A 13866-nucleotide genomic window follows, 5' to 3' on the forward strand; every position below is an offset into this window, starting at 1 on the left:
ATGTGGTGCAAGAACGGACGACCGACCTCAGGGGCGACTGCGCGCGGTGCTTCGGCCTGTGCTGTGTCGCCCTGCCCTTCGCCGCCTCCGCCGACTTCGCGCGCGACAAGCCGGCCGGCAAGCCCTGCCCCAACCTGCGGGACGACCACCGGTGCGGCATCCACGCGAAGCTGCGGGACGAGGGCTACAGCGGCTGCACGGTGTACGACTGCTTCGGCGCCGGGCAGAAGGTCTCGCAGGTCACCTTCGGCGGCCGGGACTGGCGTGACGTCCCGCGTGCCGACGCCCGCCGGATGTTCGACGTCTTCCCGGTCGTGCGCCGGCTGCACGAACTGCTCTGGTACCTCACCGAGGCGCTCACCCTGCCCGCCGCCGGCCCGGTCCACGCCGACCTGCGCCGCATGCTGGAGCGGACCGAGGCGCTGACCCGGGGGAGCGCCGAGGAACTCGCCGCTCTGGACGTCCCCGCCCACCATCAGCAGGTCAACGTCCTCCTGCTGCGCACCAGTGAGCTGGTGCGGGCCGGCATCGGCGGCGGGAACAAGAAGAAGAACCGCCGGGGCGCCGACCTGATGGGCGCCCGTCTCAAGGGCGCCGACCTGCGCGGTGCCAGTCTGCGCGGCGCCTACCTGATCGCGGCCGACCTCACCGGCGCCGACCTGCGCGGAGCGGACCTGATCGGCGCCGACCTGCGCGACGCCGATCTGACGGACGCGGACCTGACCGGAGCGTTCTTCCTCACCCAGCCGCAGCTCAACGCGGCCCGGGGCAGCGTCGGCACACGTCTGCCGGGGTCAGTCGGCCGCCCTGTGCACTGGGCAGCGTGACGCGGGAGCCGTCGCCTCGTCGGGATCGGCCACCGGAGTGGTCGCGGTGCTGCCGGCGGGCCGCCGGTCCAGGTGCAGCCGCAGCCCCTCCGGCATCAGCGTCAGCCGTTCGGTCACGCTGAGCCGGTAGGCGGGGTCGGCCCGCAGCTCGTAGCGGCGCAGCAGCAGACCGAGCACCAGCGTGGCCTCGTGCAGCGCGAACTGGCGGCCGATGCAGGCCCGTCGCCCCGGTGCCGAACGGCTTGAAGACGTGCGGGGGACGCGAGCGGACGGCCTTGGGGTCGAAGCGGTCCGGGTCGAACCGCTCGGCGTCGGCGCCCCACACCTCGGGGTCGCGCTGGAGCATCGGTGTGAGCACCAGCGTCCAGGCGCCCCGGCGCATCGGGTGCCGTCCGGCCAGCACGGTGTCCTCGACGGCCTCCCGTGCGAACGCGGGCGCGGTCGGCCACAGCCGCAACGACTCGTCCAGCACCCGGCGCACGTACCGCAGCTTCGCGACCTGGTCGTACGCCGGGACCTCGGCCGAGCCCCAGACGCGGTCCACCTCCGCACGCGCGCGTGCCGCGACCTCGGGGTGGCGGGAGAGGTAGTGCAGGGCGAAGGAGAGCGCGCCGGACGTGGTCTCGTGCCCGGCCACCAGGAAGGTGATGACCTGCCGGCGGACGTTCTCCGGGGACAGCCGCTCACCGGTCTCCGGGTGGGCCGTCTCCAGCATCCGGTCGAGCAGGTCACCGTCCCCGCTGGTCGCGCGCCGGGCCCGGACCAGGTCGTCGACCATGCGGTTCAGAAAGGCGATGTCGTCCGCGTTGCGCCGCGCGGCACGCCGCAGCAGAGCCGGGAACGGCACGGAGTTGAGGCGCTGCGCGTAGGTCAGGGTGCCCACCATCGCCGTCACGAAGGGGTGCGGCCGGTCCCGTTCGAAGGAGCCGAAGTCGTGGCCGAACCCGGTCCGCGCGATGGTCTCCAGGGTCAGCTTGGTCATGTCCCCGGGCACGTCCACCGACCGGCCCGCCGCCTGCTCGCGGTCCCAGTGGTCGGTGAGCCGTCCGGCGACGGCCAGCATCATCGGGTGGTAGGACTCCATCGCCTCCCGGCTGAAGCCCGGGGCGAGCACGTCGTGGGCCAGCTGCCAGTTCGGCTCGTGGTTGTAGGCGGTGAACAGCCCGTCGCCCGCGACCGGCCGCAGGTTGGCCACGCCGAGGCCCACGTGCTTGGCGAAGCGCGACTCGTCCGCCAGGTCCGCCACCAGGTTGGCGCCCCAGGTGAAGACGAACTCCCTGTTGAACGCCTTGCGCCGGTAGATCGGTCCCAACTGGCGGGCGAAGCGCAGGGAGTCCTGGAGCGGGGTGGCCCGGTTGACGCCCAGCACGTCGCCGAGCAGCGGGAGCCGGCGCGGCGGATGCGGTATGCGGTCCAGTTCCGGCCAGCCCAGTTCGGCGCTGCGGAATCCCGTGGTCCGGGTGGCCGCCGTCGTCTCCGCCATGACGAGATCTCCCTTGATCCAGCGGCAGTCGAACGCGTTGTACGTGGGTTCAACAACGCGCCTCAGTCTGGTCCCCTTGTTGAACCGACGTCAAGTAAAGTGCGGGCATGGCCGGGAAGCAGGGCGGGCGCACGCGCCGCAGGCTCAGCACCGGGGAGCGCCGGGAGCAGCTCCTGTCGGTGGGGTCGAGGCTGTTCTCGGAGAGCCCGTACGACGACGTGTGGATCGAGCAGGTCGCCGAGATCGCCGGGGTGTCGCGAGGGCTGCTCTACCACTACTTCCCGACGAAGCGGGACTTCTTCGCGGCGGTCGTCGAACGCGAGAGCGAGCGGATGCTGGCCATGACCGCCGCCGTGCCTGGCATCCCGGTGCGCGAGCAGCTGACGGCGGGGCTGGACACCTACCTGGAGTACGTCCACGCCCACGCGCACGGCTTCCGTGCCTTCCATCGCGCCGACGCGGCCGGGGACCAGGCCGTGCGCCGGGTCTATCAGCGGGCGCTGGCCGCGCAGGAGCGGCAGATCCTGGCGGCGCTGGCCGCGGACCCGGAGTTCGGTCCGGCGGCCGAGGAGCGCCCCGACCTCCGGCTGGCCGTGCGCGGCTGGCTGGCGTTCACCACGGCGGTCTGCCTGGAGTGGCTGCGGGGCCCGGACCTGTCGCGGGAGCAGGTGCGCGACCTGTGCGCACGGGCGCTGCTCGGTGTTCTCAGGCCCTGACCGGAATTCGCGCGTCCGTCACACGTCCCTGGTTGGCTTAGTCGCCGATCTTCGGTAGGTTAGGCAAGGCTTACCTAAGGAGGAACGGGATGGGTGACAGCCAGACGTGGGCGGCCGCGCCTTCCGCGGCGGAACACGCCCGGTCGGTGCTCGCCACCGCGTGGTCCTGCGCGGTGACGGCCGAGGGCGGCCGCGCGGAGTTCGTCGGCGCGCACACCGTCGCCGAGGACGGGCGGGTGACGCTGGACGTCCCCGAGGACAGCACCCTGGTCGCTGCCGCGATCTGCGCGCCACGGGGCGAGCCGTCCGCCGTCCTGGAGTTCGCCGACGTGGCACCCGTCCCCGTGCGCGGCCGGATCCGCGCCCGGCTGTGGATCGCCGGCTGGTTCGTCCCCGGGGACGCGGAGGGGCGGCTGGAGTTCAAGGCCACGCGTGTGGTGCTGCGCAGGGAGTCCGGTGCGGTGGTCGTCGACCTCGACGAGTTCGCCGCCGCTGCGCCCGATCCGCTCGCCACGGCCGAGTCCCGGCTGCTCACCCACCTCGCCGACTGCCACCCCGACGCGGTCGAGCGGCTGACGCGGCTCGTCGAACCCGACAGCCTGCACGGCGCGGTCCGCGTCCAGCCCCTCGCCGTGGACCGGCACGGACTGACCCTGCGTATCGAGCGCGCCCGCGCCCACGGCGACGTACGCCTGCCCTTCCACGCGCCCGCCGACGACGTGGCGCGGCTGACGGAGCGCATGCACGTGCTGCTGACCCAGGCGAGCGCCGCGTCCTGCCCGCGCGCCCTACAGCGGCAGCGCGCAGACGGCGACGGGTGAGGCGAACGGCCTGCCCGCGCGACGCAGTTCACCGCTGCCGACGTCCACGTGGAACACGCTGACGGTGCCGGAGCGCTGATTCGCCGCGAAGAGCAGCCTCCCGTCGGGGGAGAAGGCGATCTGCCGCGGGAAGTCGCCGTCCACCGGCACGGTGTCGAGCAGCCGCAGCCGCGCTCCGCCCGCCTCCACCGCGTACCGGGTGAGGCTGTTGTGACCCCGGTTGGCGAGATAGGCGTACGCGCCGTTCGCGGTGACCAGGAACTGCGCCGGGTAGTTCGTGCCCGAACCCGTCCCCGTGGACTGCGGTCTCCCGACGGACAGGCGGCCGCTCGCGCGGTCGTAGGCGCAGACCGCCACCGTGTTGTCGCTCTCGTTGGCCAGATAGGCGTACCGGCCCCCGGGATGGAAGGTGAGGTGGCGCGGCCCGGCACCCGGCCGGGTCTGTGCCCGCGCCACCTCGGTGAGGGCGCCGGTGCGTTCGTTCAGGCGGTAGCTGTAGACGGTGTCCGTGCCCAGGTCGACGGCGAGCACATGGCCGCCGTCCGGACTGGTCATGAACTGGTGGGCGTGCGGGCCGTCCTGGCCCGGTCCCGGCGCCGGACCGGAGTGCGTGACCGAGTCCCTGAGCGCGCCGAGCGCTCCCGAGGAGTCGATCGGGTGCACGGCCACACTCCCCGAGCCGTAGTTGGCACTGAGCAGCCAGCGCCCGCCCGGGTGCACCGACAGATGACAGGGCCCCGCCCCGCCGGTGCTCCGGCTCCCCAGGACCTTGCGGTCGGACAGGCGTACGGCGGTCACCGCCCCGGCGTCCTGCTCGGCGACCGCGTACAGCGTGCGGCCGTCGGGATGCGCCGCGAGGTACGACGGGTTGGTGACGCCGGTGATCGTGCCGGTGCCGGTGATCCGGCCGTCGGCCGCGTCGTAGGCGGCGACGCCGATACCGGTGCCGCCGCCCTCGGCGGAGGTGTAGGTGCCGAGATACAGGGGGCGGGGCCCCTTCGGAGCCGGTGCGGACGATGCGCGCCCCGGGTCCGGTGAGGCGGCCCCGGGGGAGCCGGGAGTCTCCGCGGGCGCCGACGCGGATCCGGACGCCGTCGAGGACGGTCCGGACGAGGTCGAGCAGCCGACGAGCCCCGTGCCCGCTCCCGCGAGGACGCCGACGAACCGGCGCCTGCTCCAGCCGCCGCTCGCACTGCTCATCCCTGCGCACCCCGGGTGATCGATCGTCTGGGACCTGGACAGCCACCTTCACCCGGATCCCCCGGCCGGTGCAACCCGAGCCGTCGCCGCCGGCTACCAGTCACCGTCCTCGACCGGCTTGCCCGGCGCGTCCCCCAGCGGCGCGACCTGGCCGGGCGCGGGCTGCTGCCAGGGCTCGTGATCGTCCCCGAGCCAGTCGCCCACCGGCTTCACGCCCTCCAGCGGATCCGCGGGGGCGAGGTCCTCGGCGTCCTGGTCGTAGTAGTCGAACCACGGCAGCCCGGCCCTGGTGTAGGCCGCGCGGTCCACGGGCGACGGCGGGGGAGCCTCGCCGGTGATGCGGCGCCACTCGGGCGGTGTCACCAGGTGCACGAAGACCCGCCCGCCGGGCGCGTCGGCCCAGTCGGACAGCGGCCGCTCGTCCCGGTAGACCTCCTGACGCATGGAACCGCCGACGCCCAGCCCCATCGCCGGTGCGCTGCGGGGCGGCGCCCCCGCCGGCGCGGCCGGCGCGGCCATCGCCATCGGCGCGGCCGCGCCGTAGGCCATGGCGGGCCTGCTCACCGAGCCCAGTCGCCGCTGCGCCTCCCGCCACTCGGCCAGCCGCTCCGCGACCAGCGGGAAGGCCTGGAGCTGTACGCCGCCCCAGACCTCCTCGCCCGTGACCTGCCCCTCGACGGTCGCGCCCAGCCCGAGCGGCACCGCGACGAACTGGCGGACCGTGCCCTTGCCGGAGTTGATGCCGTCCAGCCACGGCTGGCGGGGCAGGACCACGTAGTTCTGCGGGTCACGGGCGAGCCGGTCGCTCCAGGGTTTCCCGGAGACCGCGCACACCTTGCCCACCCCGACCTGGAGGGCCACCGGCTCGACGGTGCCCCCGAAGCTCAGCCACATCGCCTCCCGCAGATACACCGGCAGCATCACCCCGCCGCGGGCCCGCCACTGCTCCGGCACGGTGTCCGGGTAGTCCGAGACGCGGCGGACCGGGAACTCGCCGAGCCCCGGCGGCAGCGGATGCGTACCCGTCTCGGGCAGCCGCAGGGTGCGGACGAACCGCACCGCCGCACCGCCCGGCAGCCGCAGTGTGTTCCCGTCGATCCGCACGCTCGTGTCGGTCATCGGTCCGCCCCCTTGTACGTGTCCCGCTCGTGGCCTGTCCGGTGTGTCTGTGTCACCTGGAACGACGGGAGAGTGCCGGACGGTTCCGGCGCCAGCGTTCCTGCAGCCGGGTCAGGTGCGGCATCCGCTCGCGCTGCTCGCGCGAGGCACGGTCCAGCTCCTCCAGCAGCCGGCGCGAGCGGTGCTCGGTGTCCAGCTCGTCGAGGATGCGGTTGACCTCGGTGAGGACGGCGCCGTGCAGCTGCCAGTGGCGGGTGTCGCGCTGGATCTCCTCCAGCAGCAGCTGGGCCAGCTTGTCCCGGGTCGCCGAGGCCTGCCGCAGCTCGGCGGTGAGCCGGCCCTCCGCGGACTCGGCGCTCACACTGACGTGGGTGGTGACCAGCACCGCGAAACTGACCACGGCGTCGCCGATCTCGGACAGCAACTGCTCCACGGTCCGGCCGGTCTCGGGATCGAACAGCGGCTCCGGGGCCTGGTCCTGGTCCTCCTCGATCGAGTACGGATCGTCGGCGAGAGGGTCGCGTTCCTTCGCGAGGTCGGTGAGGGTGCGCGCGAGGACCCGCAGCACGACCGTGCAGATCTCCAGCGTGTCCAGACCGGTGCGCAGCACCACCCGGTGCAGCAGGCCCTCCTTCACCCTGGGGTTCAGCTTCAGGCTGTCCTCGGCCTGCCGCAGGGCCGCGTCCACCTCGACGATGTCGTGGTCCAGTTCGCGGGCCTCGTACAACCGGGCCGTCGCCAGCTCCACCGGCGTACGGCCGGCGGCCTCCTCACCCATCCGCAGCATGAGCCTGCGCAGCCTGCGGGCCAGCCCCTCGATCGACTCGCCCGCCTCGTCCACCCACACCGGGGGAGCGAGCAGCAGATTGCAGGCGAGGCCGACGACCGCGCCGATCAGCGTCTCGACCACGCGTGCCCAGGCGGTGTCCCCGACCGTCGTCACCCCGAGCACCAGCATCGCGCTGATCGCCACCTCGGGCACGAACTCCTCGACCCGCACCAGCCGTCCCACCACCAGGGACGCCACGATCAGCAGGCCGAGACTCCACCAGGTCAGACCCACCAGCAGACTGAAGGCGATGGCGACCAGGACACCGGTGACCACCGAGTTGACCCGGCGCACACCGGTGGTGAGCGTGGAGTAGAGGGTGACCTGGACGACGAGCAGCGCGGTCAGGGGCGCGGTGAGCGGGGCGGCCTCGGGGCTGAGCCGCAGCGCGATGACGTACGCGATCGTCGCCGCGGCCGCCGACCGCAGCGTCTGCACGACCACGGGGTCCCGGCGCCCCTGCACGGCCCGCACCAGGAACGCCGGCCACTCACGTACGTCTCGCATCCTCAGTGTGTTCCCCTTCCACGACAGCGATCGGCGCACTCCTTGCGGAATGTGAAGCTCCGCCAGGCGTGCCCCCCATTGTGGGGCGCGGCCCGGCCACGGCAAGGACCTCCGGCAGTGACAGCGGACACCCGGCGCCACCTCGGACGATTCCCGGGAGGCGCGGGTGCTTCACACCGTCGTCGGCGGGTGCGGCCGGTGCGCGGTGGGCCCAAATCAGGTGCGGGCACCCGCCTGGATGGGTGATCATCCGGTGAGTCGCGAGGGAGGGGACGCCGGTGAGTCCAGTCGTGTCGGCGCGGGCGCGGGCGGCGCTCGACCATGTGGCGGCCGTGTCCGCGGGGCCCGCCGTCGCCCCGGACGTGCGCATCACGCTGAACTTCCACCCGGACCGCCTCGCCCGCGGCCTGCCCCTCCTCGAAGCACTGGCCGAGGACGGCGCCTACCACTCGCAGTTCGTCACCGGGACCAGCAACGGCGGGCTGACGGCCCACCCCGGCGGCGACCGGTGGCGCTGGGAGAGCCGCATCTTCGGCGGCGCCTACGACGACGCCGACGCGCACGAGCGGCCCGTGTACGGCGCGCTGAACTTCCGCCGTCAAGTGGGCGGCGCCGCCCCGAGGTTCGGCTCCTCGTACCTGCGGCTGACCGGCGAAACGCTCGCCCGTGCCACCTTCTGCTACCCCGACAGTGCCGCCGAGCCGGTCCATTTCGGGGTCGCCGCCGGCATGTCCCTGATCGCCCTCGCGGAGGCGGACGAGCGGGACGCCCTCGACGACTACATCGAGGCCCAGGTGCACGGCGGCGTCGACCTGACCCGTGACGTGGAGGCCCTCGTTCTGGACGCGAGTTACCGCGGCACCCCCGTCGAGGCGGCGGCACACCGGCTGCCCGTCCCCGTCGCGTGGCACCCGGGACACCGGATCACCGTCACCGACCTGCACCGCCACGCCCACTACCGCGGGCAGGAGTACGCCGACCTGGGCGCGAGCATCGCCGAGGACGGACTGGTCGACCCGCGCGTCATCGGCGACGCCGCCCGGACGGGACGCCACGAGCTCCAGCACCTGAAGATGGTCTGGCACACCCTGGCCCGCTTCGGCGCGCCGGACGGCACCACCTGCCCGGGTGGGACGGCCGGGGGCCGGACGCCGGTGGTCAGCACCCCGAGCGCGTAGGCCCGCGCGACCAGTTCCGTACGGTCGCCCGCGCCCCACCGCGCCGACAGCCGCCGCAGGTGACAGGTGACGCCGTCCGTCGTCAGCCCCGTCTCCCGCGCGGCCCGGGCCGTGGGGGAGTGCTCCCGCTCGCCCCCGACCCGCAGCATCACCAGCAGCGAGGGAGCCTCCTTCGCCGAGTCCATCGTCTCCCTGTTGGAAGCCCCCGCCCGCTCGGCGAACGGCACCCACCGCGGAACCGGGGCCGGCCACCTCGCCGACGTCCTGCCCGGCGACACCGTGCCGGCCCGGATTCAGCCCTGCCGCGACGCCTTCCACGTCGACCACTCCCGCCCGGTCGTCATGATCTCGGCGGGCACCGGCCTCGCGCCCTTCCGCGGGGCGGTCGCCGACCGGGTGGCCGCGCTGGGCCGGGGCGAGGAACTCCCGCCCGCGCTCTGCTACTTCGGGCATCGCCGCCGAGTCCGACGAGGTCTGGGAACTGCTCCGGGCCGGCGGCCGGGTGTACGTGTGCGGAGACGGATCACGAATGGCACCCGGCGTGCGGGACGCGTTCCGTACCCTGTTCAGGGAACACACGCCCGACGCCGACGAGACGGCCGCCGAGCGGTGGCTCGACGAGCTGGTGCGGGACGGGCGCTACACCGAGGACGTGTACGCCGCGGGGTGACGGAAGGGGCGGAACGCCGGTGGACTCCTGGGAGTGGGCACGGCAGGTGCTGGAGGGCGCGGGTCTCGACCCCGGCCGGCTCGCCCGCGTACGGCCCCTGCCCGGCGGCACGTACAACACCGTCGAGGAGCTCCAGCTCACCGACGGCACCCGGTACGTCCTCAAGGTCCCGCCCGCGTCTACCGTGCCCGGCCTGCGCCACGAGCGTGAACTGCTCGTCTCCGAGGCGGAGTTCTACCGGGCGGCCGCCGTGGCCGAGGTCGCGGCACCGCACGTGGTGGCCGTCGGCGCCCGAACCGCCGTACCGCACCTGCTGATGACGGCCTGTCCCGGAGAGCCCTGGGACGGGTCCGTCACCGACGCCGAGCGGCTCCCGCTGCGCAGGGAGCTGGGCCGGCAGGTGGCCCGGCTGCACACGGTGACCGGGCCGGGCTTCGGCTATCCCTCCGGCGCGCTCGGGCCGCTCGCCCCCGACTGGCGTACCGCGTTCACCACCATGACCGGGGCCGTCCTGGACGACGCCCGGGACTACGGGGCACGGCTGCCCCGCTCCGTCGAGCAGGTGGCGGACACGCTCGGGGCCGGCTTCCCCGCGCTCGACGAGGTCACGGTACCCGCACTGGTCCACTTCGACCTGTGGGACGGGAACATCCTGCTGCACCGCCCGGCCGACGGGGAGCCACGGATCGGCGGGCTCATCGACGGGGAGCGGATGTTCTGGGGCGACCCTCTCGCCGACTTCGTCTCCCTGGCCCTGCTCGGCGACATCAAGGAGGACGAGGCGTTCCTCGCGGGCTACCGGGAGGCGGGCGGCCGGGCCGCGTTCGACGTCCCGGCCCGGGTGCGCCTGGCCCTGTACCGTGCCTACCTCTACCTGATCATGCTCACGGAGACCGTCCCCCGGGCGGTCTCCGACGAGAAGGAACGCTGGGTCCAGTCGGCGGTGGCCCCGCAACTCGTCGCCGCCCTGGACGAGATCGAGGCCCTCGCCAGGGTCACGGGAGCCTGAACACCCTTGAACAAGCGCACCGTACGCGACCTCAGACGCGCCAACCGCACGGCCGTGCTGCAGCGCCTCTACTTCGACGGACCCCTCAGCCGCTTCGAACTCGGCCCCGTCACCGGGCTCAGCTCCGGCTCGGTCAGCAACGTCGTCGCCGACCTGGTGGCCGACGGCCTGCTGGAGGAGGCGGGCAGCGTCGACTCCGACGGCGGACGCCCCCGCACCCTGCTGCGGGTGGCGCCCGGCAGCGGCCACATGATCGGCGTCGACGTCGGCGAGACCCGGGTGCGCGTCGAGCTGTTCGACCTCACCCTCACCGAACTCGCCCGCGCCGAAAGGCCGTTGACCCAGCGCAGCTACGACGTGGAGGCCGTCGTCGGGCACATCCGCGACGGCATCGCCGAAGTGCTCGCCGGTGCCGCGATCGAGCCCGGGGCTCTGCTCGGCGTCGGTATCGGCGTCCCCGGCATCGTGGCGCACACCCCCGGGAGCGGGGCCGTCGTGCACGGGCAGACCATCGGCTGGGACGGCGTCCCGCTGGAGGCCCTGCTGCGCGACGGTTCCCCGCTGCCCGCCGGCGTCCGGTACTTCATCGACAACGGCGCCAAGACCCTCGGCCAGGCCGAGATGTGGTTCGGCGGCGGCCGCGGTGCCCGCAGCGCCGTCGTCGTCCTGTTCGGCTCCGGTGTCGGCGCCTGCCTGGTGACGCCCGAGGTGGAGCACGGCCGGGCGGTCGAATGGGGGCATCTGACGGTACGGGTCAGGGGGCGCCGCTGCCGCTGCGGTGCCCTCGGCTGCCTGGAGGCCTACGCGGGCGCCGAGTCGCTGCTGGAGCGCTGGCGGGAGGCGGGCGGCCGGCCGCCCGAGGGCGTCGACGAGGAGAGCGCGCTGGCCGCCATGCTCGCCGCCGCGTACCCGGCCGACGACACCCCGGCCGACCCGGTCGCCGTCGCTGTCCTGGAGGAGACCGCCGAGTACCTCGGTGCCGGACTGTCCGACCTGATCAACCTCTTCCAGCTCGAGCGGATCATCGTCGGCGGCTGGGCCGGGCTCCAGCTCGGCGCGCGGTTCCTGCCCGCCGTACGCCGCCACGCGACGGCGTACGCGCTGCGGTACCCGGCCGAGAAGGTCACCATCGACCTCGGCCGTCTCGGGCCCGACGCGGTCACCGTCGGCGCGGCCATCCTCCCGCTCGCCGACTTCTTCGCCCGCGGCGGGCGGCGCCCCGAACCCGCGCCGGAGGGGCCGGCACCGGCCTGGCGGACCGCTCTGGAGGAGCGCGCCCCGCGCTGACGTTTCGCCGACCTGCGCGGAGGTACTCGCGCTCCCGCCGTCAACACGGAAGGAGGACGTCGTGGACCACCGCAACGAAGGCCCCGGCGAGAACGGTGACCCCGTCCCGCGGGATCTGCCGGACCAGCAGGCGGGCGAGGGCGAGGACCCCTGGGAGGTCGCCACCGTCCCGGACGGGGAGTCCGGCGCCGAGGAGTCGGAGGACGTCCCCGACACCGACGAGGCGGGCACCGGGCGGCAGGGGGCGCCGCGGTCGGACACCGTGCACCCCGAGCACCCCGGCGCAGAGGAGTCCTCCGGCTGACCCGCGGGCCCGCCGGGTCAGCCCGGGTCAGCCCACCTTGCGGCCCCGCATCGGCTCCGTCCGCGCCCCGGCGCCCTGCTGCATCCCCCGCAGGAACTCCTCCAGGACCTCGGTCGCCGTGCGCTCCGGGCGCCAGCCGAGTTCCGTACGCGCGCGCGTGCAGTCCATCAGGGGCAGCCGCAGCACCGCGTCGAACAGATGCGGGGACGCGGGCAGCAGATGCAGGCCCCACGCGGCCGCGATCGCCGAACGGGCCGCGGGCCGCGGCAGCCGTACGGGACGGGCGCCGAGCAGCTCACCCAGCAGCTCGGCGTCGACCGGCGGCTCGGCCGCCAGATTGAACGCACCCCGTACCTCGGAGCGCACCGCCAGCGCGTACGCCCTGGCGGCGTCGTCGGTGTGCAGGGCCTGGACACGCAGGCCGGGAATGTCGGGCAGGAAGGGCAGCAGGTCGGGGCGGGCGAGCTGGCCCGGCAGGAACCGGCCGCCGAAGATACGGCGCTGCTCGCTCGCCGACTCCCGCTTGAACAGGAACGCCGGGCGCATCCGTACGACCCGGACGCCGGGGTGGTCGCGCTCGAAGGTGTCCAGGGCGCGCTCCAGATACGCCTTCTCCCGGCAGTACGCGGCGTCCGGCCAGCCGTGGGTCGGCCAGGACTCGTCGACCGCCTGTTCCTTGGGGCCGGGGGAGTAGGCGCCCACGGACGAGGCGTGGACCAGCGTCGGCACCTTGGCCGCCGCCACCGCCTCGAACACCCGGATCGAGCCGAGGACGTTGGTGCGCCAGGTCACCGCCGGGTCGTGCGTCGGCTGGAACGCCCACGCGAGATGGATGACCGCGTCGGCGCCCGCGAACTCCTCGGTGAGGTCGGTCCGCTGCGACGACAGGTCGACCGCGGACCACTCCGTCCCGGCGGGCTGCCAGTCCGGGATCCGCCGGGCCAGGCCCCGTACGGAGCCGACCTCCGGATCCTCCGAGAGAAGGCGCACCACGCTGGTTCCCACGTTGCCGGTGGCGCCCGTGACCACGATCCTGCTGCCGGTTGAAGTGCTCACCTTCGGCTCCTTCGGGCCTCTGGGGCGGGGAGCGCCCGAGTACCCGGCCGGCGGGGATGCACGCGGTGCGCCGTCCGGTGTGCGGTCCGGTGCACGGGCCGGTCCGCGGCCACGGGATGATCACCCCATGAGTGAGATCATCCTGATGTCCGACGTCCGTGTCGCCGCCGTTCCCGTCCGGGAGAACGGGGAACCGCTCGTGGACGTCCGCGGGCACCTCCTCGTCGACGACCGCAAGCACGCGGACTCCCTGGGCGCCGAGGTCCATCTGCGCCGGGGTGTCCTGGACCGGCTCATCCGGGCGCAGGCCCTGCTGCCCGACGGACTGCGTCTGCTCTTCGTGGAGGGATACCGGCCGCCCGCGCTCCAGCGGCAGTACTTCGAGCAGTACGCCGGCGAGCTGGGCGCCGCCCACCCCGACTGGTCCGCGGACCGCGTGCACACCGCGGCCAGCCGCTATGTCTCACCGCCCGCGATAGCCCCGCACAGCGCCGGCGCGGCCGTCGACCTCACCCTCGCGGACGCCGACGGCCGCGAACTCGATCTGGGCACCGCGATGAACGCCAACCCGGAGGAGAGCGAGGGCGCCTGCTACACGGGCGCCGCCAACATCACGGACCGGGCCAGGGCCAACCGCGCCCTGCTGGGCGAGGCCCTGACCGCCGCGGGCCTGGTCAACTACCCGACCGAGTGGTGGCACTGGTCCTACGGCGACCGCTACTGGGCACTCCACACGGACGCGCCCGCCGCGCTGTACGGCCCTACGGAACTCACGGCTCCGTAGCGACTACACCGCCCGGGACCACACCCGCCGCCGACGGCACGGAGACGCGTTGCGGTGCCGCCGGGGAGCTGGGTGG

General features: G+C 73.9%; 12 protein-coding genes and 3 pseudogenes. 9 read left to right on the forward strand and 6 right to left on the reverse strand.

Annotated elements, in window-relative coordinates; genetic code table 11:
* Nucleotides 1–5: 5 nt before the first annotated feature.
* Nucleotides 6–827: a pentapeptide repeat-containing protein gene (locus tag EHS43_RS01965; protein ID WP_125188798.1), complete on the forward strand. Its 822-nt coding sequence runs from the start codon at nt 6–8 to the stop codon at nt 825–827.
* Here EHS43_RS01965 and EHS43_RS01970 read toward each other — a convergent pair.
* A pseudogene (locus EHS43_RS01970) lies at nt 795–2310 on the reverse strand (cytochrome P450). The gene EHS43_RS01965 and the pseudogene EHS43_RS01970 overlap by 33 nt on opposite strands.
* Before the next feature lie 107 nt (nt 2311–2417).
* Between EHS43_RS01970 and EHS43_RS01975 the strand changes: the two are divergent.
* Both EHS43_RS01975 and EHS43_RS01980 read left to right on the forward strand, forming a co-directional pair.
* Nucleotides 2418–3026 (forward strand): TetR/AcrR family transcriptional regulator, encoded by a 609-nt coding sequence (locus tag EHS43_RS01975; protein ID WP_125188799.1) that lies wholly within the window; start codon nt 2418–2420, stop codon nt 3024–3026.
* Nucleotides 3027–3115: 89 nt separating this feature from the next.
* A complete protein-coding gene (locus EHS43_RS01980; protein WP_125188800.1) occupies nt 3116–3847 on the forward strand; it encodes a DUF2470 domain-containing protein in 732 nt (243 codons plus the stop codon).
* Here EHS43_RS01980 and EHS43_RS01985 read toward each other — a convergent pair.
* The 3 genes from EHS43_RS01985 to EHS43_RS01995 form a co-directional block, all read right to left on the reverse strand.
* Nucleotides 3815–5047 carry a lactonase family protein gene (locus tag EHS43_RS01985; protein WP_125188801.1) on the reverse strand — a complete coding sequence of 411 codons (1233 nt, stop codon included), beginning with the start codon at nt 5045–5047 and terminating at the stop codon, nt 3815–3817. The genes EHS43_RS01980 and EHS43_RS01985 overlap by 33 nt on opposite strands.
* 93 nt (nt 5048–5140) lie before the next feature.
* Entirely contained in the window at nt 5141–6166 is a 1026-nt protein-coding gene (locus EHS43_RS01990; RefSeq protein ID WP_125188802.1) for a hypothetical protein, read from the reverse strand.
* Between the two features lie 52 nt (nt 6167–6218).
* A complete protein-coding gene (locus EHS43_RS01995) occupies nt 6219–7502 on the reverse strand; it encodes an aromatic acid exporter family protein (protein WP_125188803.1) in 1284 nt (427 codons plus the stop codon).
* Between the two features lie 278 nt (nt 7503–7780).
* Between EHS43_RS01995 and EHS43_RS02000 the strand changes: the two genes are divergently transcribed.
* Complete coding sequence (locus EHS43_RS02000) at nt 7781–8680, forward strand: DUF3626 domain-containing protein (RefSeq protein ID WP_125188804.1); 900 nt, start codon at nt 7781–7783, stop codon at nt 8678–8680.
* On the opposite strand, the pseudogene EHS43_RS47340 reads toward EHS43_RS02000, so the two are convergent.
* Nucleotides 8641–8871, reverse strand: a pseudogene (locus tag EHS43_RS47340) (diguanylate cyclase); the annotation flags it as partial. The gene EHS43_RS02000 and the pseudogene EHS43_RS47340 sit on opposite strands and share 40 nt — an antisense overlap.
* Between EHS43_RS47340 and EHS43_RS02010 the strand changes: the two are divergent.
* From EHS43_RS02010 to EHS43_RS02025, 4 genes and pseudogenes are all read left to right on the forward strand, one after another.
* Nucleotides 8855–9350: pseudogene (locus tag EHS43_RS02010) on the forward strand (reductase); the annotation flags it as partial. The pseudogenes EHS43_RS47340 and EHS43_RS02010 overlap by 17 nt on opposite strands.
* A gap of 19 nt (nt 9351–9369) precedes the next feature.
* Nucleotides 9370–10359, forward strand: a complete 990-nt coding sequence (locus EHS43_RS02015; protein WP_125188805.1) for a phosphotransferase family protein — start codon at nt 9370–9372, stop codon at nt 10357–10359.
* 6 nt (nt 10360–10365) lie between these two features.
* A complete protein-coding gene (locus tag EHS43_RS02020; protein ID WP_125188806.1) occupies nt 10366–11646 on the forward strand; it encodes an ROK family protein in 1281 nt (426 codons plus the stop codon).
* A gap of 61 nt (nt 11647–11707) precedes the next feature.
* Nucleotides 11708–11950, forward strand: coding sequence for a hypothetical protein (locus EHS43_RS02025; RefSeq protein WP_125188807.1), 243 nt, complete (start codon nt 11708–11710; stop codon nt 11948–11950).
* 27 nt (nt 11951–11977) lie between these two features.
* Here the strand turns inward: EHS43_RS02025 and EHS43_RS02030 are convergent, their stop codons facing one another.
* Complete coding sequence (locus EHS43_RS02030; protein ID WP_125188808.1) at nt 11978–13006, reverse strand: SDR family oxidoreductase; 1029 nt, start codon at nt 13004–13006, stop codon at nt 11978–11980.
* Between the two features lie 127 nt (nt 13007–13133).
* On the opposite strand from EHS43_RS02030, the gene EHS43_RS02035 reads away from it, so the two are divergent.
* Nucleotides 13134–13790, forward strand: a complete 657-nt coding sequence (locus tag EHS43_RS02035; RefSeq protein ID WP_125188809.1) for a M15 family metallopeptidase — start codon at nt 13134–13136, stop codon at nt 13788–13790.
* Nucleotides 13791–13866: the final 76 nt, after the last annotated feature.

The organism is Streptomyces sp. RP5T, assembly GCF_003933965.1.
Taxonomy (GTDB): Bacteria; Actinomycetota; Actinomycetes; order Streptomycetales; family Streptomycetaceae; genus Streptomyces.